Source organism: Terrimonas pollutisoli (assembly GCF_029360765.1).
Classification (GTDB): domain Bacteria; phylum Bacteroidota; class Bacteroidia; order Chitinophagales; family Chitinophagaceae; genus Terrimonas_B; species Terrimonas_B pollutisoli.
This window is the reverse complement of record NZ_JARKNA010000014.1, coordinates 1-23,455: the sequence shown is the minus strand read 5'-3', so window position 1 is coordinate 23,455 and position 23,455 is coordinate 1. Positions and strand designations below refer to the sequence as shown.

The following is a 23,455-nucleotide window of genomic DNA, read 5'->3' as shown; positions in this document are numbered from 1 at the left end:
ACTATGATACGGGCTTACCTGGAGGAGGACACTAAACTTTTATATACATTCATTACCGATGCAGCATACACATCGGGTGCAAACTTTTTTGTATGTTCTATCCCTTTTTCCTGCATTTGTTTGACCAGCAGCGGATCAGAATAAATTTGCTTCATTCCTTCTGCAATCTCTTCAGCGCTGTTAGGATCCACATAGTATGCACCCGGCCCCCCTACTTCTGGCAGGCAGGAAACATTGGAAGTAATAACCGGTAAACGGCTCCACAGTGCTTCCAGTACCGGCGCTCCAAACCCTTCGAAAAACGAGGGATAAATCATTGCGATCGCCAATTGGTAAATCACCGCCAGGTCAGGTGTCGACAAGAAGGATGGATCGCTTTTCTTATCCTTATTATCTGATAAGAAAATAATTTTTGTCTCGAGGTTATACTGCAAAATAAAATCCTGCACCTGTTGCTTATACTTTCCACCGTCTCCTATTACAACAAGCGGGATGTCGAGGTCATTGCGAAGCAGGTAAAAGGCTTTACAGACATTCAATAAATTTTTTCTTTCCACTATGGACCCCACTGACAGGAAGAATTGAGGCGGAAGATTATATTTTTTAGCAACTCTTTGCTTTTCTTCATCATTGACCATCACACTGAAAACCGGCGAACAACTCTGGTAACAAATCTCAATTTTCTGCTCCGGTATCTTATAAAATTGAATAATATCCTGTCTTGTCTGGTCACTGATGGCAATGATCTTATCAGCCTGTTCACAGGCATAGCGAAATTTTTTCCGGTAAATCTTTACATCCATCGGGTGGTACTGTTCCGGATTTCTCTCGGGTATCAAGTCGTGAATAGTAACGACAGATTTAATACCTGTTTTTCTTATCCCAATAGGTATTTCATGACTCAGGCCGTGAAAAACATCGATGCCCGTTCGCAAAAGGTCCTTCTTTATCCAGGTGCTGCGCCAGGCTGCCCTGATAAACGTGTGAGGAAAACTTGTTGGCAATATCTCATGAATGTTACTGTGACCATTAAAGCTGAAACGGTTTGATCGCTTGGGATTAAACAAATAATACTCATGTTCCGGGTAGTAATCCGCCAGCAATTTTATCAGCGTACGGCTATAATGACCCAGTCCTGTTGTATTGTGATAAGCTCTTTTTGCATCAAACCCGATGTTCATTCAACTTGAAAATTTGAAGAAGTGCAAATTTGCGAATTAATCCTGTCATCCGTGCATTCAGCTGTTCGCAAATGTTCACAACTTGTCCCGCCGAAGGCTGGATTAACTTAATTTCGCAGCAAAATTCAAAAAATAATGAAGGAATTAATATTGGAAGCCTGGAACAACAGGGAGCTTTTGAAAGATAACAAGTACAATGAAGCCGTAAGATCAGTGATAGAAGAAGTGGACAAAGGAAGATTGCGGGTAGCATCACCCGGCGATGATGGTTGGGTGGTAAATGAATGGGTAAAGCAGGCCATATTAATGTATTTTGGCATACAACAAATGCAGACCTGGCACGTAGAGCCATTTGAGTTTTATGATAAAATGTTGTTGAAGAAAAATTACAAAGATTTGGGTGTACGGGCTGTACCTCATGCAGTAGCGAGATATGGTGCGTATGTCGCCAAGAACGTGGTGCTGATGCCTTCTTATGTCAATATCGGAGCTTATGTGGACGAAGGAACGATGGTAGACACCTGGGCAACCGTAGGCAGTTGTGCACAGATTGGAAAAGGTGTACACCTGAGTGGTGGTGTGGGTATTGGTGGCGTGTTGGAACCCCTGCAGGCATCGCCGGTTATTATTGAAGATGGCTGTTTTATCGGCAGCCGCTGTATTGTGGTAGAAGGTGTGGTAGTAGAAAAAGAAGCGGTATTGGGCGCCAATGTAGTGTTGACCCAATCCACCAAGATCATTGATGTAAGTGGTGCAGAACCGAAAGAAATGAAGGGCCGCGTCCCTGCCCGCAGCGTGGTGATACCGGGTAGCTATACCAAAAAATTCCCGGCGGGTGAATATGGTGTAGGCTGTGCCCTGATCATTGGTCAACGCAAACCCAGTACGGATTTAAAGACCAGCCTGAATGATGCGCTGAGAGATTTTAATGTTTCTGTTTAAGGAATAGTATCATTTATTATATTTGCAGCCCCTGAAGAAAAGTTCAGAAGTTCAATGGTTCAACAAGTTTAAAAGGTTTGTTTTGCTGCTAACCTTTGGAACCTTTAAACTCCTTAAACCTCTGCAACTTTTAGAGCCCGGGTGGCGAAATTGGTAGACGCACTGTCTTCAGGTGGCAGCGTTCGCAAGGATGTGCTGGTTCGAATCCAGTCCCGGGCACAAAGACCCTGACACGAAGTGTCGGGGCTTTTTATTTGGAGGTGTTGCGAACAAGTTCGCACGAGCAGACAAATAAAAAGGCCAGGATCGCTACAGCGGGACGGGGTCTTTAAGTAAGACCAATTTTGTTGGATCATTGGAAATAATCCGGTACTGGCACAACTAAATTTTTGAACCCCTGACAGTATTAACTTTCCTCGATCATAAAGCATATTCATGATATTCTTGTACTGCCTTTTAGGGTAACAGTTATCATCTCATCTTTGGTTTATGACAAACAGCAGGCACAATTTAGCGCAACTATTTTTTTGAAGATTTTTTACGCCGCGGTTGGTCTCACTTTCACCACCAGCACAGCTTTAAGACTAGCTGTTCAGTCTAATCAGGTTATCCGCCCCGCCTTTCCAATAACATCACTAACCCCGGATCTCTTTAAAGCTGATCGACAATTGTAATATCGTTTGTCGCCCAATGGGATCAATTCCATCTTGTCGTTACAAACGTCTAAACACTGCAACAACGAACATTGATATACAACTTCATTAAACTATTTTTTAAGGTACTCACTTGCATAAATCATTTTCATTGTTGCAAAACAAACAGGAAATACCTATCTTTATGGCCTGCTAATCGATCGCCTGCTTTGCTGCAAAGCAGGTTTTTCTTTTCATAACGTTCTTGTCCCTTTGTATAACGGCCTTGCCAAAGAGGCTTGCCCTTTAAAAAATTGAATAACCTAAAAACAATACCTTATGGAAAAAAAGGGCTTTTTAATTGACATGGATGGCGTGATCTACAAAGGCAATGAACCCATCTCCGGAGCTGTAGAATTTATTCATCGTTTGAAAGAGCAGCAACATCCTTTTCTTTTTCTAACCAATAACAGTCAGCGGACAAACCGGGATGTATGTTACAAACTTCGCAAAATGGGCTTTGAAGTGCAGGATGAAGATATCTTCACCTGTGCCATGGCGACAGCCCGCTATCTGGCTTCCAAAAAAGAAGGCGGTACAGCTTATGTGATAGGTGAAGGCGGTCTGCTCACAGAATTATATGGAGTCGGATATTCGATCGTAGACGATCACCCTGACTATGTCGTTATTGGCGAGGGTCGTACGATCATGATGGAATCTGTAGACAAAGCCATCAACATGATCATGAACGGTGCCAAACTGATTGCAACCAACCTGGATCCCAATTGCCCGGTTGGCAGCGGCAAGTACCGGGCAGGATGCGGAGCTTTTGTGGCCATGCTCGAATTTGCCACAGGAAAACAGGCTTTCAGTGTAGGTAAACCCAGCCCGGTGATGATGCGTATGGCCCGCAAAGTATTAGGCCTTGCGACGGACGAAACGATCATGATTGGTGATACAATGGGCACGGATATTTTAGGCGCTGGTTCCATGGGATTTACGACGGTACTCACCTTGTCAGGTGTTACTAAAAATGAAGACCTGGACAAATTTGGTTATGCGCCTGACTTTATTATCAACTCGATAAAGGATTTACTGGATGATCAGCTGTTTGAAAAATTATTAAAAAAACAGGACTTATTACTGGTCTCGTGAGAGAACACAATGAAACAAAGGCCGGGCAGTGCCGGTCTTTGTTCTTTTGGATGAATTGGAGGAGTGTATCAAAGTATATTAAACGATACAGGCAGCTTGGATCTTTTCCAATTAATGCAAAAGGCCCGGGCATTTCATGAAATGAAACACCCAGGCCTGTTTGCAAACTGCAACTGCTATAAAGATTTCAAATATTCCACCAGGTCCTGTTTCTCTGTTGCAGTTAGACCTGTTGCAAAATGATTGTCATAGTGATTGACTACATCGCTCAGCGTTGCGAACCTGCCATCGTGGTAAAAGCCACCTTTTGTCCTCGTAAATAATCCGCCTAAAGGTGTGGTGCGATACTTACCGGTTGGCGAACGTTTCGCTTCAAAATCATCGATACCGATTTCATCAGCCGTGTGAAGAATATTATCGGCCAGCAACGGTGCTGCATGACATGTACCACATTTTGCCTTGGATAAGAAGATTCCTTTTCCCCTGGCAGCCGCCGACTGGTTAAAACTACCGGTGGGTGGCTTAGGTGCGATAATGGAATGCTGGTAGGCCCGTAGTGCCGGTAGTTTTGATGTGAGCAGGTCCGGGTTATGTGTAACATTAAAGAACTGGTTTTCCACTGCTATAGGATATTTAACTGGATCATTCAATCGTGGATCAGAAAAATTTCCCTTACCATGCATCTCCAGGGTGCCGACAAAGGAGTTCCAATAACTGATATCGCCCCAACCCGTATAGGTGGTGAGATTGATTCCTTTTAATCCAAATGCGGGTGGAATTAAATTGGCAGCAACCTTGCCATCAGGACGCAATGCTTTTCCATCCATAAATAGTACTGCTGCGAATTTTCCCGGTCCCCAGCCGCTAAGTACTGTGCGCAAAGTGGTCTCATCGACATGCAACATGTTAGCAATGGGTTGTGCATTATCAGTCAATGACACGATAGCACCTACATTCAGGTCCCTGTTGGGCCAGCCATCAAGCCGCTTACCAATGCCGGGTGCAAAGGAGTCATCTACGGTAGAGTGACAGGCGGCACAGGTAATACCAATTGATTTCAGCGCTCCATCATTATTAAAGTTTCCTTTGACACCTACGACCGCATTTAATTTTAAAAGCGCAAGCGTGGTAGCAGGATCGTCCAGGCTTATAGCCCCGGATTGTACGCCGGCGACAACATCCGCAGGCAGTGCCTCCGCATCTACTTTCAGCCCTGCAGCTAATGCTGTTTTAGGATTTACACCTGGACCATATCCTCCATTAGCAGCCCCGGCGATTGCTTTGTCAAGATGCAAAAGACCACTCCAAAAATCTTCATCTCCAAAACTGTCAAAGCGAAATATTTCCTTTCCATCCTTTACAAGGGCGGGATCAGGCGGCGGCTCATCAACGACACCTCCTTTAGTGCATTGAACCAGCGCTACCACTACCGCTATCAATGACACAACAGTGATTGATTGCTTTTTATATCTCATGTTACAATTTTTTAGTTTGCGACTTTTACTTACCCTATTCCCAACGCGACCTCACCTTCTGTTGTTGCGAAATTTTGCTCTGATGAAAAGTGCGGTTCTAATCATTAGAGTAACAGCATCAGAAAAGGTTACAATCAGGCTACCTTATTCATTGCTTTTTTGAAACAGCAAAAAAATGTCAGGCGATATGCAGTATCCTTACGTTATAGCTCTGCTACCAGTGCGTCATCACCCACACCCAAATTGGACAAATTTTGTAACACACTATCCAGCATGGGCGGAGGGCCACATACATAAATCTTGATTGGAGATGCTGGAAGATTTTTCTTCAAAAAATCTTTCGTTATAAAGCCATGTTCGAAACCCGGCACGATTTCCTCAGACAAAATATAGTGAACGGCACTGCCCAACAATTTCTTTAATTCCTGTTCATGTATAATATCAGCCTTAGTTTTGTTGGCAAAAATCAGCCTGTTATTGTTGATACTATTATCAGCGGCTAATTGCCTGAAGATGGAAAGAAAAGGGGTAATGCCGGCACCACCGGCTATAAAAACTCCTTCTCCCTGGTAAGAAATAGCACCCCAGGCATCCTGCAGGATTAATTCGTCACCTGGTATTAAGCTTAATAACTGATTGGTGACTCCCTTGTGTGATGGATATGTTTTAATGGTGAACTCCAGGAATGGATCATCAGGCAAACCTGTAAAGGTGAAAGCTCTTTTTTCTTTTCGCCAGTGACCTTTATTGATCGACACTTCAGTCGCCTGTCCGGGCTTAAAGAAATAACCGCAAGGTTTATGGGTTACAATTCTCAACACGTCATGGCTTATTTTTCCAATTGACTCAATTCTTACAATATGCGATTCCATTGCAAATTTTATTTTACTCTTCTTGTTTGGAAGCACCTTTAAAAAGACATGGACATTGAAAGAATATCCCGTTTTAATGCCTCTTTTTAAAGGTGCTAAGCTTGTCGTGTGAAAATATCTTTCGGCTATTTGATCAATGAAAGAAATTCCTGCCTCGTTTCTTCACGATTGAATTTGCCTGAGTAGAAAGCAGAAACCGTGCTGCTGCCAACATCGTTTACTCCCCTTGCAGCAACACACAAATGAGTAGCATCAATTACTACGGCGACATCTTCGGTTTGTAAAATGGATTTCAAATTCCTGCCTACTTGCATCGTCAGTCTTTCCTGTACCTGTGGTCGCCGTGCGTAGTATTGCACCAGGCGATTCAGCTTTGAAAGGCCGATCACCTTTCCTGAAGATATATAGGCTATATGTGCTTTGCCGATAATAGGAACAAAATGATGTTCGCAAGTGGAATACAGGGTAATATTTTTCTCCACCAATAGCTGATTATACCGGTATTTGTTTTCAAAAAGCGTAACACCAGGTTTATTCCGGGGATCGAGGCCGCTGAATATTTCGTTTACAAACATGCTGGCGACTCTTCGCGGTGTTCCTTTCAAACTTTCGTCACCCAGGTCTATTCCCAACACCTTCATGATCTCCGTGAAATGTTTCGCAATCAGGTTAATTTTTTCTTCCTCACTGATTGCAAACGCATCTTTTCGTAACGGTGTGTCATCGGAGCTGCTTGCATGCTGGTCACCCAACAATTCATCCAGTTCATCTATCGACACTTTTTTTTGATCGATCGTAAAAACCATTCCTTTTTCTTTCATTTTGTAGTAGTGATTTGAATTAATTAAATTGAATAGCTTGTCGAAGCAACAGGTAACTCAAAGGAGGTACAATGGTTTCTTCATCAAACACGATCCTCGACCGGTCGACACCCAGGCCGAGTAAATGCCTGATCATAATAATAGTAAACTTGTCTGGCCCGCAGATATAATAGTAAGCATCGTCTGCGTGTATATACTGCTTCAATAATTTACTGCCGATAAACCCTGTTATCATTAATGGGTCCTCAGCTGTCTCTACAACGTTTACATAATTACTTCCCAACATCTCCTCCAGTTCTGCTTTCAGGAAAATGTCGGCTATTGAGCGGTTGGCAAACAATAAGGCATTACCGGCTAACTGATTCTCCATTTCAAGCTCACGGAAAATCGCCATAAAGGGAACGATTCCTGTACCTCCGGCTATAAACACTCCTTTGCCCTTGTAGCGAATGGACCCAAACGGTTTGTGGAGGATTAATTCTTCCCCTGCTCTCACTTTCCAAAGTCTTTCTGTAAGCCCGTCATATCCTGTATGATTTTTTATAAAAAATTCAAACTGCTCCGACCCACTCACCGCTACAATCGAGAAGGGCTTGGATAAGTTCCTCAAGGCAGATTGGTTACTTGAAATAGCCGTTGCCTGTCCGGGTGTAAATGGGTAACCGTGTGGCTTGTTTACCACCAGCCGGTTTACATTATGTGTAACAAACCCGGTTTTCAACACCTTAACGATATATCTTTTCATGATCATTTTCTTTTTTTCAAAAGCGACGGCTGGCAAAAATCATCCGGCGCATTCATTGGAGCTGGAATGCGTTGAAAGGTTACAAAAAAAATATTCAGATAAATTTGTAACCTTATCATTCCCCGTTACTCTAATTATAGATTGATCAACATTACGGACATGCGGGACGCTATTGCAACGGATACTATCTCTGACAAAGAGATTATCGGCAGGATATTAAGCGGTGAAAAAAACCTTTATGCGATCATTATTCGCCGGTACAACCAACGTCTTTACCGGGTGGGGATGTCAATCATTAATGATGACGCGGAAGTGGAAGATATCATGCAGGTAGCCTATATCAATGCCTGGGAGAACCTGGACAAATTTGCTTTTAAAGCAAGTTTCTCTACCTGGCTGACAAGAATACTGATCAATGAAAGCTTGTTACGATTAAAAAAAAGAGGCCGGTCCATCAATATGAATGACGATACTATGGATAAAGAAATTTATCAGCAACAGACAGCCACCGTGAGAACGCCTGTTGGGCAAGTGTTGAATGCTGAATTAAAAGTCATTCTGGAGGAAGCCATTCGTAATCTTCCTGATAAATACAGAATTGTTTTCATCATGCGGGAGATTGAGGGCCTGAACGTAGCAGAGACGCAGGAGTGCCTGGATCTGAGCGAAGCCAACGTGAAAGTGAGGCTCAACCGGGCCAAAGCCTTATTGAAAGAATCGTTAAGCAGTTATTATAAGAAAGAAGATATTCTTCATTTTCATCTTTCCCGTTGTGACAAGATGATAGAACGGGTCATGTCGAAAATTATGGCTCTATAAATTTCATCGATAGTTGAAGGAACTGCTGTTTGATCGGTTGGATTAAATGCAGTAAGTTTGCGACAATTGAAATCTTATTTTTCCATACAAGCTTCGTCGATTCCCTGTAATGATTCAGAATTGCAAAGGGAATATCCAGGTTATACCACCCGGCTGAACTTCTTTTCCAATCAAAAAGCCTTTGGTAGGTTAACCCCGGCCTGACAATTTTTAAGTCACCCGGGGTCATCGGACGGTATTCATTTTTATTCATTTTAAATAGCAGTGCTATGTCACGGAATCTTCCATTGATTTCGGTACGTGGTATCATTTTATTGATACTGGCATTACTTAATGGGACCATATTATTATTCGGCTATGCCAGTGACACGCGGTTTTATTGGGGATTGATTTTATCATCACCACTCCTGTTGCTGGCCTTATATATTTTTTCCGCAGGCTAAATATCCCTGAGACGAAGAATTTCGGGGAAATATATGGAGTAGAAAAAAAATAAGGTCGTAAAAAAATCACACATTAAATTATAAATCATGAAAGCAGTTAAGGACAAACTTATTCTAATAAAAAGGGACTATGATCTCCTGGTAAAATATATATTTTCGAGGATGACACCAATGTCAGCCGAAAATAAAAATGCAGAACAACTATATAAGGAGTTGGAAGATGCGAAAATACATGAAAACGAAAAGGACATTCCGTTGGATGTTATTCGTTCAAACTCTCTGGTTGAAGTGGAAGAGGAATCAACCGGGCGCAAATTAAAATTCAGGCTGGTACAACCAGGACATACGAATCTAACCAATGGAGAGTTGTCGCTTTTCGCACCTTTAGGAATTGCTTTGATTGGATATCGTAAAGGATCAAAAATTAATTGGGAAATGCCTGCGGGAGATAAAACATTCCATATTAAAGATGTTATCAATGACAGATTATGAATCCTGTCTCATGAGCAGGGCGCCCAGGAATTCCTGCCTGGTCCAGGCCAAACAAAAGGACAAAACAAATAACCGGCAATTTATTGGGAAATGATACTTGTGCAAACCTGCTGGAATACGGTTCAGCAGGTTCTTTCTCATTTTTGTTTCTCAGTATTTCAATGGGCTGTTGTGCTAAAAAAAATCGGGTCATTGATCAAAAGCCAGCCCGATTCAGCTTTTTTTGCTTGTACCCTGGGGTGTTCATGTAATCAGGTTGACTGATCTCCAATCGCATCTGCGTCCGTTTCCAGTGGTGTTTTGCTTACTTCAAAGCGAATATTTCACTTTAGTGTTTTATTTTACCAGTTATTTTTCCAACTGTTCTCTGTCAAAACATTTTTGGAAAGAGTAATGCTGAACCCTCGTCTAACTCTTGCATTTCAGCTTCAGGCAATTGCTACGACGCCATGCGTGGAATTTGTACCGGTTACGCACATAATGGCATAAAGGCATACTATTTGGGGCAATAAAAGCGGCTGCTATGTTTTCTGCCTTTTATAGGTGAACCCCTATTTTATTAATTCTAAAATAAAATCAAATGGAAACAAAAACAAAGAGCCGGCAAGATAACGTTGTCCAAAATGATATTATAATACACCGGGTTTTTAAATTGCCGGTCAGTAAGGTATGGCAAGCCCTGACAGTGGCTGAATACTTTAAAAAATGGTGGGGGCCTGAAGGATTTACCTGTCCATCCAGTACCATGGAAGCAAGGAAGGGAGGTAGGTATTTGAATTGTATGCGCGGGCCCGATGGAAAAGACTATTGGTCTACCGGTGTGGTGGTTAAATTTATTCCGGAGAAAAAACTGGTTGTTACGGATAGTTTTGCTGACTCAAAAGGAAATATCACTTCTGCCTCCGAATATGGCCTGCCCGGAGACTGGCCCTTGGAATTGCTGATCACCTTCGAGCTGGAAGAAGCCGATGGCGCAACAAAATTAAGATTGGAGCATGAAGGTATACCGGAAGAGATGCATGATGAATGTATAAAAGGGTGGAATGAATCACTGGACAAGCTGGAAAAAAATATTAAATAATATTGGCCGTCGAAATCTCAAAGTACAGGTGTGTGTCTTCATACACCTGTATTTATTATGTAATACCTGATAATGATTGCATGGAGAATGCAACTGTGCCTTGAATCGTAAAGATTGCTGATGGCAGAACTGAAGCCCGGCGGCTGGCTACCATCTTTTACTTACGCCACCAATTATCATCTTCATCATCATCCTCATCCCGATAACTACCGGGGTCAAAACCATAATCGTATGGATTGCCGTTTTCATCATCATAGTTTTTATCAAGATGGTAGGGATAATATTTCATCCAGTCATCACCGTATTTTCTTTTGATGTGACTGATCTCAATTTCCAGTTCTCTTGCCCGTTCTTCTTCAGGGCTTAGGCCTTCATCAATAAAGCCGGAAAACAGTGCTGCATAAAATGCACACTGGCAATGTTCGCCCAGTGCACATTTTTTGTGTTCTGTGCCCGGGCGGCAGAGCTCAAAAAATCCCATGTGCCAGCGTTTTAATTTTGCTTCCTGGTTAAAATTATCACGAATGGCGGTGTATTGAATGCGCTCAGGAACTTGTGTCTGTAATACAAATGACCAATTGTATGCATCCAGCATTTTTTTCAATGCATCAAGAAGACGATTCACCTGTTCATCATTCAGCCTTCCTTCCGGTGGCAGCATTTCTTTGCTGATGCCTGTCCACTCTTCCAGGTTACGAACAGGAGCGGTTTTATCTTCGTCTTCATCAGAAATCCAGTCTTGCAGGTACAGTTCCTTTTCAACAAACGGCAGGTTTATGTTTTCTGTGGCGTAAGTAATATCTGCAAGCAATTGGTTGATGTATGTTTGCATAACGTTGGATTTTTTACTCTTTTTCAAAAGGATAGTTTGCCATATCATACAGCATACTCTGCGGCTTCACTTCAAACCATTCTGTAAACATTTTATAAGTTCGATTAGCCGGCATTTTTTCATCGCACCTATGTTATTGGACCTAAAGTTACGGACACTAACTTTGTCGACGGAATGGCTGTGGGAGACAAAAACGACAACATATACCCATTATTTTCTGTCACGGTAAACCGGAAAAAGTAATTACAGTCAAAGAAAAACTCCCGAACGCTATTTTTTGCAGCAATGAAAAATTGCCTGCAACTCCTGAAAAAATAAAATGAATATGACCTGGAATGACTATTTCGCTATTCTGCAAAATGTAAGTACAAGATACTTTTACATTGCGGGCATTGCCTTTCTTATTGGTTATGTGTTATTGCGCAAATGGATCAGGCATAAAAAAATTCAGCAGCGGTTTCCGCAGACAAAAGATTACTTACGTGAAATTGTCTATTCAATCATTACCATGTTGTTCTTTGCATTTGTTCCTTTGTTTCTTATTAAAAACCCTGCCATTGAGCCTTACACTACTCATTACACAAAAATTGAGGAGTATGGATGGTTTTATTTCTATGCTGCATTCCCGCTGATGTTCATCATTCACGACACTTATTTCTACTGGACTCACCGGCTGATGCATCATCCAAAAGTTTTTAAGATCTTCCACCTGGTTCATCACCAGTCTACCAACCCATCACCCTGGGCTGCTTATGCATTTCATCCTTTAGAAGCGATCGTGGAGGTTGGAATCACCGCAGTTTTTCTTTTCACCATTCCCATTCACAGTCTTCATTTGCCAATTTTCTTTTTGCTTTCTATTATTTATAATGTGTACGGCCATACAGGTTATGAGCTTTATCCAAAAGGTTTTAGCAAGAATTGGTTTGGCAAATGGATCAACACCTCCGTCAATCATAATCTGCATCACCAATATTTCAAAGGAAATTATGGTTTGTATTTTCTTTTCTGGGACAGAATGATGGGAACAATAAGAAGTGATTATGATGAGAGGTTTGAAGAAGTGAAAGGGAGATAGGATTTGGGGGGCCTTTTGTTTCCCGGCCGGGTCTCACTCCCAACGCCACGATTCGTCACGAACCAGGGCAATGGATTTGTTTAAATCTAAAATCTTCCTTCATCTACATCGCTTATAAATTTTATCACGCCATCCATAAACACTTTTTGATCGTCCCACATAGCAAGGTGGCTTCCGTTGGGACAATACAGATAACGGCCTTTCTGCACCAACTTGCTTTGCTCCTCCATTGCTTTCGGATCCATCGTATCATGTTTTGCTCCAATCATCAGCGTTGGAACTTTTATTTCTTTCAACCTGTTTTTTACATCCCAGTTGGCAAGGTTGCCGCCAACACCAAATTCTGATGGTCCCTGCATTTGAACATAGATCGTTTCATTGATATTGCTGAAAGCACGGTTTACCGGCTCGGGCCATTCCTTAAGCCTGCATATATGTTCATTATAAAAATTAGGAACCAACAGCTCCATGTATCTTGGATTTTTGAAATCGCCTTTTGCTTCCAAACTTCGTATTTCTGCAAGTACTGCCGTATCCATTTGCTTTGCCAATACTTCCTGGGCATATCTTCCGTATTCAGGACAGCTTGCCATCATGTTGGCAACTATCAGGCTTTTCATTTTATCCTGATACTTCAGCGCATACTGCATTCCAAGTATTCCTCCCCATGAATTGCCGAGTATGTAAAAATTTTTTTCGTCAGCGCCGATAGCTTGTCTCACTTGTTCTACTTCATCTACAAAGCGATCCAGTGTCCACAAACTGGTATCGGCAGGTTTATCCGAATTGCCACAGCCAAGCTGATCATATTCGTAAAATTCGATTCCTTCTTTTGGAAAAAAACTTTGAAAACACTCCATATACTGATGAGTAGCGGCAGGTCCGCCATGCAATAACAACACTTTGATTCGTGGATTATTACCAAAACGTTTTGTCCATACTTTAAATTCACCCGACGGAGTTTTAACGGGTATCATTTTAATACCCGCCATCTGCACACCGGTATCTCCATAATTAAAATATTGGGACACCGGCATTGATGCCCCCGCTTTATCATTGGCCTGTTCCTTGCAGGATAATAAGATTATGGAAGTGAAAATGAATAAAGCAGCTTTTCTCATGTTGAAGGTTTTTGGTGGCAGTTTGGTAAAATGCGAACAGCGTACTAAAGTTAAGAATTCCAACGCCACGGTTCGTGTCCACGAACCGTGTAAAAGGGGACCTTTTTACTTTCCAAGCCAAGACCCGGCTGGAAAGTAAAAGATCTTGAACCCAGGAGAATACTTGCAGTTGTCATAAAAAATAACGCTTATAACCCAACGTTTTTGACATAGTTGCATATCTATCCATAGTAAACACAACCAAAACACCACCAATTGCCAGACACAGAACAACTGATAAAGGGTTGTATAGCAGGCGACAGAACTTTTCAAACAAAGCTCTACGACCTTTTTGCACCCAAAATGCTGGGGGTATGCATGCGGTACGCAAAAAACAGGGAAGAAGCAGAGGAAGTTTTGCATGAGGGTTTTTTACGGGTCTTTACTTATATCAAAAAATTTAAAGGAAGTGGTTCTTTCGAAGGTTGGATACGAAAGATAATGGTAAACTGTGCTTTACTTCGGTACAGGAATAAATCTCACCTGTATCCTGTTATTCAATTAGATGCTGAAAGATCAGGCGCATCAGATGACCCTGACATATTTGCAAAATTGTGTGCAAAAGAATTGATTTTGCTCGTTCAGTCCTTACCTGCCGGTTACCGGCTTGTTTTCAATCTATATGTATTTGAAGGATACAAGCACAGGGAGATTGCTGAAGCCCTGGGCATTTCGGAAGGCACTTCCAAATCCAATCTTTCGGATGCACGGACTATACTGCAAAAAGCATTAACAGAAAAAAAAAACTTAGCTCATTTTAAATAGGAACCTATGAACAAAGATTTACACGATATTGATGATCTGTTCCGTTCGGAGCTGGAAGAAAATGAAGAAACACCCTCAGCTTCCCTAAAGGAAAGCCTCTTTGCTCATCTTGATAAAAAAGATGCGGAATACTATAAAAAAAGATTTATAGGATGGAAAAGAGCCGCTATTCTTTTGTCATTCCTGCTGGCTGGATTTGTATTATATGAATCAGGCATAGTGAGAACCGGCTCTGGTCATTCAACTAAAAAAATCATTACTAAAAAAAATGATGCCGCTACTCCGGCTAAAGAAACAATAAATGCCCGGGATGCAGGAAATCAAAACACCGATAAATCTATCCCTGGCGACGAAGAACTAAGCACTAAAGAAAAAACTACTAACAAAACTATTGCCGATGACGCTAAGAAATATGCTCAACCCAAACAAAAAGAAAACAGTGACCACGACATTGATCCGGTCACGATCGAAAAAAAACAGCAGGATAATAAATTAGCTGTACAAAAAAACAAACAGTTTACCAGGCAAATAAAATCACTTGCCGGTAATAAAGAAACAATTCCCGATCCATCAAAATCCGACATAATTGTTAATGCTGCTACAATAAGATCCCGGGAAAATTTAACAAAAGAAAAAAGAAACTTCGCTCCACTGGTTGAAGCAATTAAGCTCATAAAAATTGATGCCCGGTCATTCGCCGGTACACAAGATCCGATAGCCAGCGGATTTAAAATACCTGCCAGTATTGATTCTGTTTTGAAAAATGATGCGGCAAAAAATATAAGCTCAAAAAGAATACATCATTTCAAACCGTTTTGGACACTTACCGGGCTGGCGACCTATGACAGGGTAAATTACAAGCTGGATAGCGATCAGCCAAACGCTATAACTTCTATTCAGCACCGCGAAGTACACGAACCTTCCTTCTCTGTTGGAATTTTAGCGACAAGGCAACTGAAAGAAAGATGGGGCGTGCAAACCGGTCTTATCTATTCCAATACAGCTATTGGCATCAGTCCCCAGAAGATATATGCCCTGCAGGATCCGGCCGGAGACATTGCTTACAAATACATCACTTCATCCGGCTATGCCTATATAAAACCTGGTTTTGGGTCACCACCTGCCTTTGGTGACAGTCTCACAACGACAGAGGCAACCCACAGCCTGCACTCAATAAGTGTACCCCTTGTCATTAAATATACTGTTGGAAAAAATAGATTTCTTTTTTTACCAGGCGCAGGCCTGGAGGCTAATTTTATTACAAGAGCAAAATTGGAAACAGAAATAGAAGATGCAGCAAACCGCGAAACTGTTTTTATTAATAAACTCAATGGTACAAAATCATTTTACTGGTCGTTAATGGCTGATGCAGAGTTGCGGTACAACGTAAATAATAAATTATCTTTTAGTCTGCGTCCGGTGTTCAGGTATGCCATCTCACCGATCACAGAAAATAATGTGGTAGAAACTTTTCCTTATAGTTTTGGAGCCAGCCTTGGAATCACTTATAAATTTCAATAACTATTTTGAATAGTACCCAACCAAAACTCCATTGACTGCTATCTATATTTTAAGATAGATTAATCTTTCTTCCGGTTTTCTTACAATTTGTTTTCATCAGCATCTTAAGCTGGCATTACCAGGCTATACTGTTTGTCTTTTATCAAAACCCTGAAATATGAAATGAACCTTAAAAACTTAAAAAATTATCGGGCATTTTTTTATAAACCTTGATGATAATTTTTTTGGCGATCCGCCGGTTGGCGGACGATGAGGCTAAAATAAAATATAACTGATCTCACCAATTCCATTTGACGAAAAAACAATAAAAAATAAACAAATGAAACGTTTATTATTGCTTGTAACAATATCGTTACTGTTACAACCTTCCTGTAAAAAAGAAACTACCCGTATTATTGACTCAGGTTACAAACCTGATGTAAACATTACAAAGTTTACAAACAGTACCAATATCACCAATCCTTACTTTCCGGCTACTGAGGGCAAAAAATATATTTATGAAGGGCAAACCGAAGACGGCCTTGAACGGATAGAAGAACAACGGCTCACTACTACCAAAGTAATATTGGGTATTACCTGCGTTATAGTCAACTTCAAAGCATATGTCAATGGAACATTGATTGAAGAGGCCTGGGACTGGTATGCACAGGACAATGATGGCAACGTATGGTATTTCGGTGAAGCAGTTGATAATTATAGCGCTAATGGCGTCCTGCTGGATCATGGGGGTTCATGGGAGGCTGGTGTGGATGGTGCTCAACCCGGCACCATTATGCCAGCCAATCCGCAGACAGGGATGAAGTATCGCGAAGAATATTATTTCAATCATGCGGAGGACGAGGCTGAGATCACTGCTACCGGACTAACCGTTACTATTCCTTTGGGGACTTACACTAATTGTATCAAAACAAGAAACTGGACAGCACTGGAACCGGATTTGAATGAAAATAAATTTTATGCGCCGGGTGTAGGTCTGGTAAAAGAAGAAAATGTTACAGACAAGGAGGAAATATTTTTAAAAGCCATTCAATAAGTTTTAGCATAAGCAGTGGTTTCCTTAAATCCCGCAGTATGCAGTTAGCCTGCGGGATTTTTAAGCAATTAGATTTTTTGCTTGCCAGTAAAAGACAAGATGAATAAAATTGTGGCAATTATTTCTTCAGCTACCCAACTAAAATTAATATACTGGTTATCTGTTTAATGTACAGGCAGACGATTCTGGTATCTGCGTTTCTAAAAAATAATAACAGCTTTTTTCCTTATACGGTTTCAAAACGAGGGTCGTGAACACACATCAATTACAGATACTGGGAGAAGCAAAAAAGGCTGTAACAGAAATTTTTAAAAATAGAGTAAGCCCGCTGTTTGCTTTTCACAACCTGGAACATACCCGGCAGGTAGTGTGTGCCGCCGGAGAGATTGCAGGACACTATCCCTTAAATGACAACGATCAGTTTGTTCTATTTATATCAGCATGGTTTCATGACACAGGTTTTAGTGCCGGACATTCCGAAGAACATGAAAAAGAAAGTATAAAACTGGCTGAGGATTTCTTATACCGTTGTAGTGAAGACAAAAAGCTCATAAACCGGGTTTCATCAGGCATCCAGGCAACGCATATACCACAGGAGCCGGGAAATCTGGTAGAAAAAATTTTGTGCGATGCAGATCTTTATCACCTGGGCACAAATACGTTTAACATATGGAATGATAATTTAAGACAGGAGCTGCAAAATTATTATAAAACTGATTTTTCCGAAGAAGAATGGTGCCGGCTTAACATCGGGTTCTTAAAATCACACAAATATTTTACCGGCTATTGCCTGCAGAATCTTGAACCGATAAAACAAGAATGGATTAAACAATTTCAACATAAACAAAGGGCAATGGTAAAGTGACTTGTAGCAGATCCTAAAAGACACGAATGCTTAAGTAATTAAATTCTCTGGCCTTAAAAATTACGTTTAGAACCCAACGCTTTTGACATAGTCGTATATCTCGCCATGGTAAACACGATCAATTGACTTAAGGCTCTGCCATTAGCATAAAAATCAGGAGAACATAATACCAGGAAATTTTTAAAAAAATTAATACCTGTTGCTCATGAAACTTCTACTACTATATTTTGTCATAACCTTACCTGGTTTAATTTCTTCAGCACAAAAAATAACCATCAGCGGCTATGTAAAGGATGAAACATCCAAAGAAGCATTGATCGGCGCTTCTGTTGTAAACGCTAACAACAAAACCGGTACCACTACCAACCAGTATGGTTTTTTTTCTTTAACGGTTTTCACGGCAGATACAGTTGAATTAATTATCTCCTACCAGGGTTATAAGATACAGGCAAAAAAAATAATGGCTAAGGAAAATTTGCAGTTGGATGTATTGCTGGAAAATACCACCGGCCTGTTAGGTGAAGTGATCGTTACCGCCGGAAAGAATGATCATAACGTTCAAAAAGCCCAAATGGGTGTTATTGATGTGCCGCTCAGGGCTATCAAAAACTTACCTGTGCTGCTGGGAGAAAGAGACCTGATGAAAATTATCCAGTTACTGCCCGGCGTACAGGGTGGGCAAGAAGGAACAACCGGTTTTTATGTACGGGGCGGTAACCTGGACCAAAACTTAGTGCAGCTGGATGAAGCCACCGTGTATAATCCCAATCACCTGTTTGGTTTGTTCAGCACATTCAATATAAACTCCATCAATAATGTACAACTGATTAAAGGTAGCTTTCCGGCAGAATATGGCGGCCGGCTCAGTTCTATTTTAAATATTACTATGAAGGAAGGGAATAAAACAAAATACCAGATGGAAGGAGGAATAGGCTTGCTCTCTAACAATCTTACTTTTCAGGGGCCAATTCGAAAAAATAAATCCTCCTTTATTGTCTCTGCCAGAAGAAGCCATATTGATTTACTGTTACGGGCTTACGGTAAACCCAGGGAAAGTATGTCCTATAAATTCTACGATGTAAATGCAAAAATGAATTTTGAGCTGGGGAAAAAAGATCATGTATTTCTGAGTTTTTTCAAAGGAAATGATAATGCGGCTTACAACAATGCAAACAGCTTAAACTACACGACTGATTTTGGAAACAGCACCGCCACCCTGCGCTGGAATCATTTGTTTGGTAGTAAAACTTTTTCAAATACTTCTGTTATTTATAATGATTACAACCTCGCCTTGTCAACCTCGCAAAATAATTATTATTCGTTGCTTTATACCGGGATAAGAGATATTACCGCAAAAACTGATTTAACTATTACGCCCAATACAAGGCATAAAATAAAAACCGGCTTTACTTATACCCGTCACCGCTTATCTCCTGCATCGTTTTCTGACCGTATTCCCCGACGGGGCAACCGGCTTAAGATCGTTACAGACAGTATTCAAAAGTTATACTCCGACGAAATGGCCCTATATGCCGGTGATGAGTTTGATGTTTCTGAAAAACTAAGCATTAATTACGGACTACGGGTTCCGATTTTTACTGTATCAGGCAAAATCTATTCTTTTATTGAACCACGCATCACTGCAAAATTATCTGCCGGGTCCGATGCTTCCACTAAAGCATCTTATACAAAAATGAATCAGTTTCTTCATCTCATTCCCAACTCTACCGCAGGGTTACCTACTGATATATGGATTCCATCCAGCAATAAAACAAAACCACAATCTTCCACACAGTATGCTCTCGGGTACTTCAGAAATTTTAAAGACAATGCTATTGAAACCAGCGTTGAATTTTATTACAAGGATATGGATAACCAGGTTTTATTCGGAGAAGGAAAACAACTGAAAATAAACGTTGATACCGATAGCCTGATAGTATATGGCAAAGGGAAAAGCTTTGGCGCCGAGTTTTTTGTTAAAAAAAATACAGGCCAACTCACGGGCTGGGTCTCTTATACCTTATCAAAAACCACTCAAAACTTTAAAGACTTAAATTTTGGAAAAGAATTTCCCTTCAAATACGACAGGCGGCATGTTTTGTCAGTAACCGCCAGTTATCAGCTCACCAAAAGGTGGATCGTAAGTTCCGTTTTTGTTTATTCTACCGGCGGGGCCTATACCGTGCCTTCAGGCCGGATAAGCACACTTAATTCCGGGACAATATTTGAAGGCAACTATTATGTATATGAAGGCAGAAACAACTACCGCTTGCGTTCTTATCACCGGTTAGACCTCTCTGCCTCTCATAAAAAGACAGCCAAAATATTTAAGAACCGTTTTGAAAGGGAATGGGTCTTTGGGCTGTACAATACTTACAGCAGGTTAAATCCCTATTTTGTTTACTTCGAAATTGACGCACTCACAACCAAGCCGACAGCAAAGCAGGTATCGCTGTTGCCAATAATTCCCGCGGTATCATTCAATTTTAAATTTTAGAAAATGAAGAGCAAAGTATTTTTTTTACCGGTTTTCTTTATCCTTTTATTTGCTGGCTGCAAAAAAGATATAACCATAAATTTTCCTGCGGACCATAACAGTAAAGTGTTTATAGAAGGAATGTTATACCCGGGAAAAGTTCCAGCCATTTTTCTCAGCACCAGCAACCCTTTTTTCAGCTCAAAAGTTACACCCCAACAGGTCTTTGCAAGAGGTGCGGTTGTAAAGATTACAAGCGGATCATCAGTTGATCTATTAGTTCCCGATTCCACTTATAATAAATTCAGGTGCAGATGGGAACCGTTTTACAGGGGTAATACGATGGCTGAACATGGAAAGACCTACACACTCGAAGTTATTTATAAAGGAGAAACATATACGGCCAGCACGACAATTAATCAAAAAGCGGTTATCATTGAGTCCATTGAATACACCCCGGAATTTTTTGATGTTTATGGAGGACATGATGGAGTGATCATAAAAATCACCGATCACCCTGGCTCACAGGACTATTATCGTTTCCAGATGAACAGGATGATTGACAATTCAGTGAAACATGCTCATGTGCTGGACGGATTTATTAATACCTGTGCAAGTGCAAATGAATTATTTCCGGTAACGGACATCGGGCGGATCGTTTTTACAGATGAGAATGCGGATGGACAAAAAATAGTCATGTCAATTGAAGTTACCTATGAATATAGCCAGGGTGATGATGGATGGATAATGATTCAGTCTTTGGATAAAAACTCCGCGGAGTTTTATAAAGACCTGGACGATCAGTTGCAGGCAATATATAATCCATTTGTCGAACCGGTTTTTATTAATTCTAAAATACAAGGTGCTATAGGAGTTTTCGGCTCAGCAGTATTATCCGATTCAGTCTTTTTTGAATATCCCCGGGATCACCCGTGACAAAAGACAAGATTAAGAAATGCAAAAAGCAATATCTCAAATTATTCAAATAACCTGGAGGTGAAAGAAGGAACAGTATAATTTGACTTCGTTGTTGGTTTAGCTTAATTCAAAATTGTCATTTAGATTTGTCCCGGCTCATCCGTTCACATTATAATCCGGATTGTTAATATCCTGTGCCCGGATAAGAACATAACAGACTTCCAAAATATTCTTTACCAGGGTAGCGCAGGGGAATGTGGATTAACAACGGAAGGCTCCAAATTCAATACATTCACCCGCAGAATTACACTTGCTTTAAACTCTTTGGTCGAAAGACCAACTATTAATAATATGCAAGGCCCCCCGATCATAAAGCATATTCGTGATATTCTTAGATTGCCTTTTACAGTAACAGTCATCATCCCATATTTGGTTTATGACAAACAAAGGGCATTGTTTAACGCAAATATTTTCTTGAAGGTCATGGGCATTATCCTGGCCATATGCGGCCTGATCTTATTTCCCTGGGCCGTTCCACTCATCCTCAACAAACCCGCTTTCACCGCCTGGATTTATTCATTAACCGGTTTTTGCTGGCAAGGCTTTTGTAACCATCGTTACTTTATAGTATGAGTATGAAACAAAAGCCTGTTTTATTTATCACGATTATATTGCTGATGCTTGTAACCGGGGTGTTTTGGGGCACCTGGTTTACGCTTACCCGTTCGCTGGAGAATTTTTCGGCCGGCGAGTTTATTCATATCGGCAAAACGATTATCGCCAATGTGGCTGTGCCTATGCGCATTATTATGCCGGCTGCTTTGGCTTTTCTGCTGCTGTCCATGTGGAGCAGCTATAAAACAAACAAAGCTGTTTTTTGGCTGTTCACCATCTCCTTTGTGCTGATGGTGGTCACCTTAATTATTACAGTGGCTGTAGAAGTGCCGATAGATAACCAGATCAAAAACTGGACAGCGGAGACTGTTCCTGCTAACTGGCAATCGCTAAGGCAAACCTGGGATGAATTTCATACCATCAGAACGTTTACGTCTATTGCGTCTTTTGGTTTTTATATGAGTGGGATGCTTAAAGGATCCCGATAGCTATCGGGATGAGATTGGAGACTTGTCTATCCGGCACGCGGAAGGTCTTAGTTTGAAAATTTCACGCAAAGCTGCAAAGATTATAAGACGCAAAGCATAGCGTAACTCATTTGCGACTTTGCTCCTTATGCACATTTGCGTGAAAACAAAGCATCAATCAAAATACGTAAACGTCTTTATCACCACATCCCCATCGCTATACTCAGTCCTGACGGTGCTGATGCGGTCTTTGCTATCGAAAGTATAGGTAGAAGTGGCGCTTCCCGACACCGTGCCACTTTCGGTTAACGTCACCTTTTTGAGCAGGTTGGCTTTTTGGTTGGGAACCGTAACGGGTACTAACTGGGGCGCCAGGTACAGCTTGTCAGTATAATATTCATAGGTGTATACATAGTCGTCGGTGTCTTGTGATTTTACCAGGTTGCCGGCGCCATCATAAATATAGGTGGTAGTATTCCACAAATCTGAGCTTGTATTGTAGTAATCATATTCGTACAGTTTGGTCAACTGACCGGCAGGATTATAAATATATTTTTCCGTCATGGTATCGCCGGTATTATTGTATTGAAACGTGCTGTCTATAAGAGATTTGCTGTTGAGCAAATAATCAGCATGCAATTCAAATATATTATCAACGAAAAGGTCAAGTGTGTACTTCGATGAAGAAGGATATGCATATACGAACTTGTTGCCGGGATTGGCTGCATCTGTCATACCCGTGAGCCTGTTATTACCATCGTAGCTCAAATTGTAAGTGGTAACAGAGTTGCCCCATGCACCTGACCTGACATCTTCGGTGTAGGTCTTTATCTTAAGCGATGCAGCAGGCAAAGGGGTGTTGGAGGGTTCTTTTTGACAAGAGGATAATGAGACCAAAACTGCAATAGCAGCAAACAGTGTAATTCTTTTCATTGAATAGTTAATTCAAGTTGCTAGTTAATTGGTAAGCTTATTCAGTGTAAAAGCCAGAATAAACATTACCAGTTTGAGCAGGAATCCTTTAAAGGTCACTGCGTGTATTTTTCTAAGGAATAGCGCCTTTATTT

The 23,455-nt window shown here is 41.1% G+C and carries 22 protein-coding genes, 1 tRNA gene and 1 pseudogene; 15 read left to right on the top strand and 9 right to left on the bottom strand.

Features of this window, described 5'->3' with window-relative positions; all coding sequences use genetic code 11:
• Positions 1-14: 14 nt before the first annotated feature.
• Positions 15-1,181 carry a glycosyltransferase family 4 protein gene (locus P2W73_RS18900; protein ID WP_276503656.1) on the bottom strand — a complete coding sequence of 389 codons (1,167 nt, stop codon included), beginning with the start codon at positions 1,179-1,181 and terminating at the stop codon, positions 15-17.
• Between the two features lie 135 nt (positions 1,182-1,316).
• Here P2W73_RS18900 and P2W73_RS18895 point away from each other — a divergent pair, with 135 nt between their 5' ends.
• The 3 genes from P2W73_RS18895 to P2W73_RS18885 all read left to right on the top strand — a co-directional run bounded on the left by P2W73_RS18895 (position 1,317) and on the right by P2W73_RS18885 (position 3,910).
• The gene (locus tag P2W73_RS18895; RefSeq protein ID WP_276503655.1) at positions 1,317-2,123 is read left to right on the top strand and encodes a 2,3,4,5-tetrahydropyridine-2,6-dicarboxylate N-succinyltransferase; all 807 of its coding nucleotides are present in this window, start codon (positions 1,317-1,319) and stop codon (positions 2,121-2,123) included.
• Between the two features lie 135 nt (positions 2,124-2,258).
• Positions 2,259-2,342 (top strand) — tRNA-Leu (locus P2W73_RS18890).
• Between the two features lie 752 nt (positions 2,343-3,094).
• Entirely contained in the window at positions 3,095-3,910 is an 816-nt protein-coding gene (locus P2W73_RS18885) for an HAD-IIA family hydrolase (protein WP_276503654.1), read from the top strand.
• Between the two features lie 176 nt (positions 3,911-4,086).
• Here the strand turns inward: P2W73_RS18885 and P2W73_RS18880 are convergent, their stop codons facing one another.
• From P2W73_RS18880 to P2W73_RS18865, 4 genes are all read right to left on the bottom strand, one after another.
• Positions 4,087-5,385, bottom strand: coding sequence for a hypothetical protein (locus P2W73_RS18880; RefSeq protein ID WP_276503653.1), 1,299 nt, complete (start codon positions 5,383-5,385; stop codon positions 4,087-4,089).
• Positions 5,386-5,588: 203 nt separating this feature from the next.
• Positions 5,589-6,257, bottom strand: a complete 669-nt coding sequence (locus P2W73_RS18875; protein WP_276503652.1) for a ferredoxin reductase domain-containing protein — start codon at positions 6,255-6,257, stop codon at positions 5,589-5,591.
• 125 nt (positions 6,258-6,382) lie between these two features.
• Positions 6,383-7,078: a GTP cyclohydrolase I FolE gene (gene folE / locus P2W73_RS18870; RefSeq protein ID WP_276503651.1), complete on the bottom strand. Its 696-nt coding sequence runs from the start codon at positions 7,076-7,078 to the stop codon at positions 6,383-6,385.
• 19 nt (positions 7,079-7,097) lie between these two features.
• Positions 7,098-7,823 (bottom strand): ferredoxin reductase domain-containing protein, encoded by a 726-nt coding sequence (locus P2W73_RS18865; RefSeq protein WP_276503650.1) that lies wholly within the window; start codon positions 7,821-7,823, stop codon positions 7,098-7,100.
• A 159-nt stretch (positions 7,824-7,982) separates the two neighbouring features.
• Here P2W73_RS18865 and P2W73_RS18860 point away from each other — a divergent pair, with 159 nt between their 5' ends.
• From P2W73_RS18860 to P2W73_RS18845, 4 genes are all read left to right on the top strand, one after another.
• The gene (locus tag P2W73_RS18860; RefSeq protein WP_276503649.1) at positions 7,983-8,642 is read left to right on the top strand and encodes an RNA polymerase sigma factor; all 660 of its coding nucleotides are present in this window, start codon (positions 7,983-7,985) and stop codon (positions 8,640-8,642) included.
• Between the two features lie 269 nt (positions 8,643-8,911).
• Positions 8,912-9,085 (top strand): hypothetical protein, encoded by a 174-nt coding sequence (locus P2W73_RS18855; protein WP_276503648.1) that lies wholly within the window; start codon positions 8,912-8,914, stop codon positions 9,083-9,085.
• Positions 9,086-9,172: 87 nt separating this feature from the next.
• Positions 9,173-9,577 (top strand): GreA/GreB family elongation factor, encoded by a 405-nt coding sequence (locus P2W73_RS18850; protein ID WP_276503647.1) that lies wholly within the window; start codon positions 9,173-9,175, stop codon positions 9,575-9,577.
• Between the two features lie 580 nt (positions 9,578-10,157).
• A complete protein-coding gene (locus tag P2W73_RS18845; RefSeq protein ID WP_276503646.1) occupies positions 10,158-10,658 on the top strand; it encodes an SRPBCC family protein in 501 nt (166 codons plus the stop codon).
• 157 nt (positions 10,659-10,815) lie between these two features.
• On the opposite strand, the gene P2W73_RS18840 is transcribed toward P2W73_RS18845, so the two are convergent.
• Complete coding sequence (locus tag P2W73_RS18840) at positions 10,816-11,490, bottom strand: hypothetical protein (protein ID WP_276503645.1); 675 nt, start codon at positions 11,488-11,490, stop codon at positions 10,816-10,818.
• A 325-nt stretch (positions 11,491-11,815) separates the two neighbouring features.
• Between P2W73_RS18840 and P2W73_RS18835 the strand changes: the two genes are divergently transcribed.
• On the top strand, positions 11,816-12,568 hold the full coding sequence (locus tag P2W73_RS18835) for a sterol desaturase family protein (RefSeq protein ID WP_276503644.1): 753 nt from the start codon (positions 11,816-11,818) through the stop codon (positions 12,566-12,568).
• An 86-nt stretch (positions 12,569-12,654) separates the two neighbouring features.
• Here the strand turns inward: P2W73_RS18835 and P2W73_RS18830 are convergent, their stop codons facing one another.
• Positions 12,655-13,689: a proline iminopeptidase-family hydrolase gene (locus P2W73_RS18830; protein WP_276503643.1), complete on the bottom strand. Its 1,035-nt coding sequence runs from the start codon at positions 13,687-13,689 to the stop codon at positions 12,655-12,657.
• Positions 13,690-13,944: 255 nt separating this feature from the next.
• Here P2W73_RS18830 and P2W73_RS18825 point away from each other — a divergent pair, with 255 nt between their 5' ends.
• The 7 genes from P2W73_RS18825 to P2W73_RS18795 all read left to right on the top strand — a co-directional run bounded on the left by P2W73_RS18825 (position 13,945) and on the right by P2W73_RS18795 (position 22,409).
• On the top strand, positions 13,945-14,493 hold the full coding sequence (locus tag P2W73_RS18825) for an RNA polymerase sigma factor (protein ID WP_276503642.1): 549 nt from the start codon (positions 13,945-13,947) through the stop codon (positions 14,491-14,493).
• Positions 14,494-14,499: 6 nt separating this feature from the next.
• The gene (locus P2W73_RS18820) at positions 14,500-16,014 is read left to right on the top strand and encodes an outer membrane beta-barrel protein (RefSeq protein WP_276503641.1); all 1,515 of its coding nucleotides are present in this window, start codon (positions 14,500-14,502) and stop codon (positions 16,012-16,014) included.
• A 319-nt stretch (positions 16,015-16,333) separates the two neighbouring features.
• On the top strand, positions 16,334-17,047 hold the full coding sequence (locus P2W73_RS18815) for a hypothetical protein (protein WP_276503640.1): 714 nt from the start codon (positions 16,334-16,336) through the stop codon (positions 17,045-17,047).
• A 250-nt stretch (positions 17,048-17,297) separates the two neighbouring features.
• Positions 17,298-17,912, top strand: coding sequence for an HD domain-containing protein (locus P2W73_RS18810; RefSeq protein ID WP_276503639.1), 615 nt, complete (start codon positions 17,298-17,300; stop codon positions 17,910-17,912).
• A 205-nt stretch (positions 17,913-18,117) separates the two neighbouring features.
• A complete protein-coding gene (locus P2W73_RS18805; RefSeq protein ID WP_276503638.1) occupies positions 18,118-20,409 on the top strand; it encodes a TonB-dependent receptor in 2,292 nt (763 codons plus the stop codon).
• A gap of 3 nt (positions 20,410-20,412) precedes the next feature.
• A complete protein-coding gene (locus P2W73_RS18800; RefSeq protein ID WP_276503637.1) occupies positions 20,413-21,324 on the top strand; it encodes a DUF4249 domain-containing protein in 912 nt (303 codons plus the stop codon).
• Positions 21,325-21,935: 611 nt separating this feature from the next.
• On the top strand, positions 21,936-22,409 hold the full coding sequence (locus P2W73_RS18795) for an anthrone oxygenase family protein (RefSeq protein ID WP_276503636.1): 474 nt from the start codon (positions 21,936-21,938) through the stop codon (positions 22,407-22,409).
• Positions 22,410-22,562: 153 nt separating this feature from the next.
• On the opposite strand, the gene P2W73_RS18790 is transcribed toward P2W73_RS18795, so the two are convergent.
• On the bottom strand, positions 22,563-23,321 hold the full coding sequence (locus P2W73_RS18790) for a hypothetical protein (RefSeq protein ID WP_276503635.1): 759 nt from the start codon (positions 23,319-23,321) through the stop codon (positions 22,563-22,565).
• A 24-nt stretch (positions 23,322-23,345) separates the two neighbouring features.
• Positions 23,346-23,455: pseudogene (locus tag P2W73_RS18785) on the bottom strand (IS982 family transposase); the annotation flags it as partial.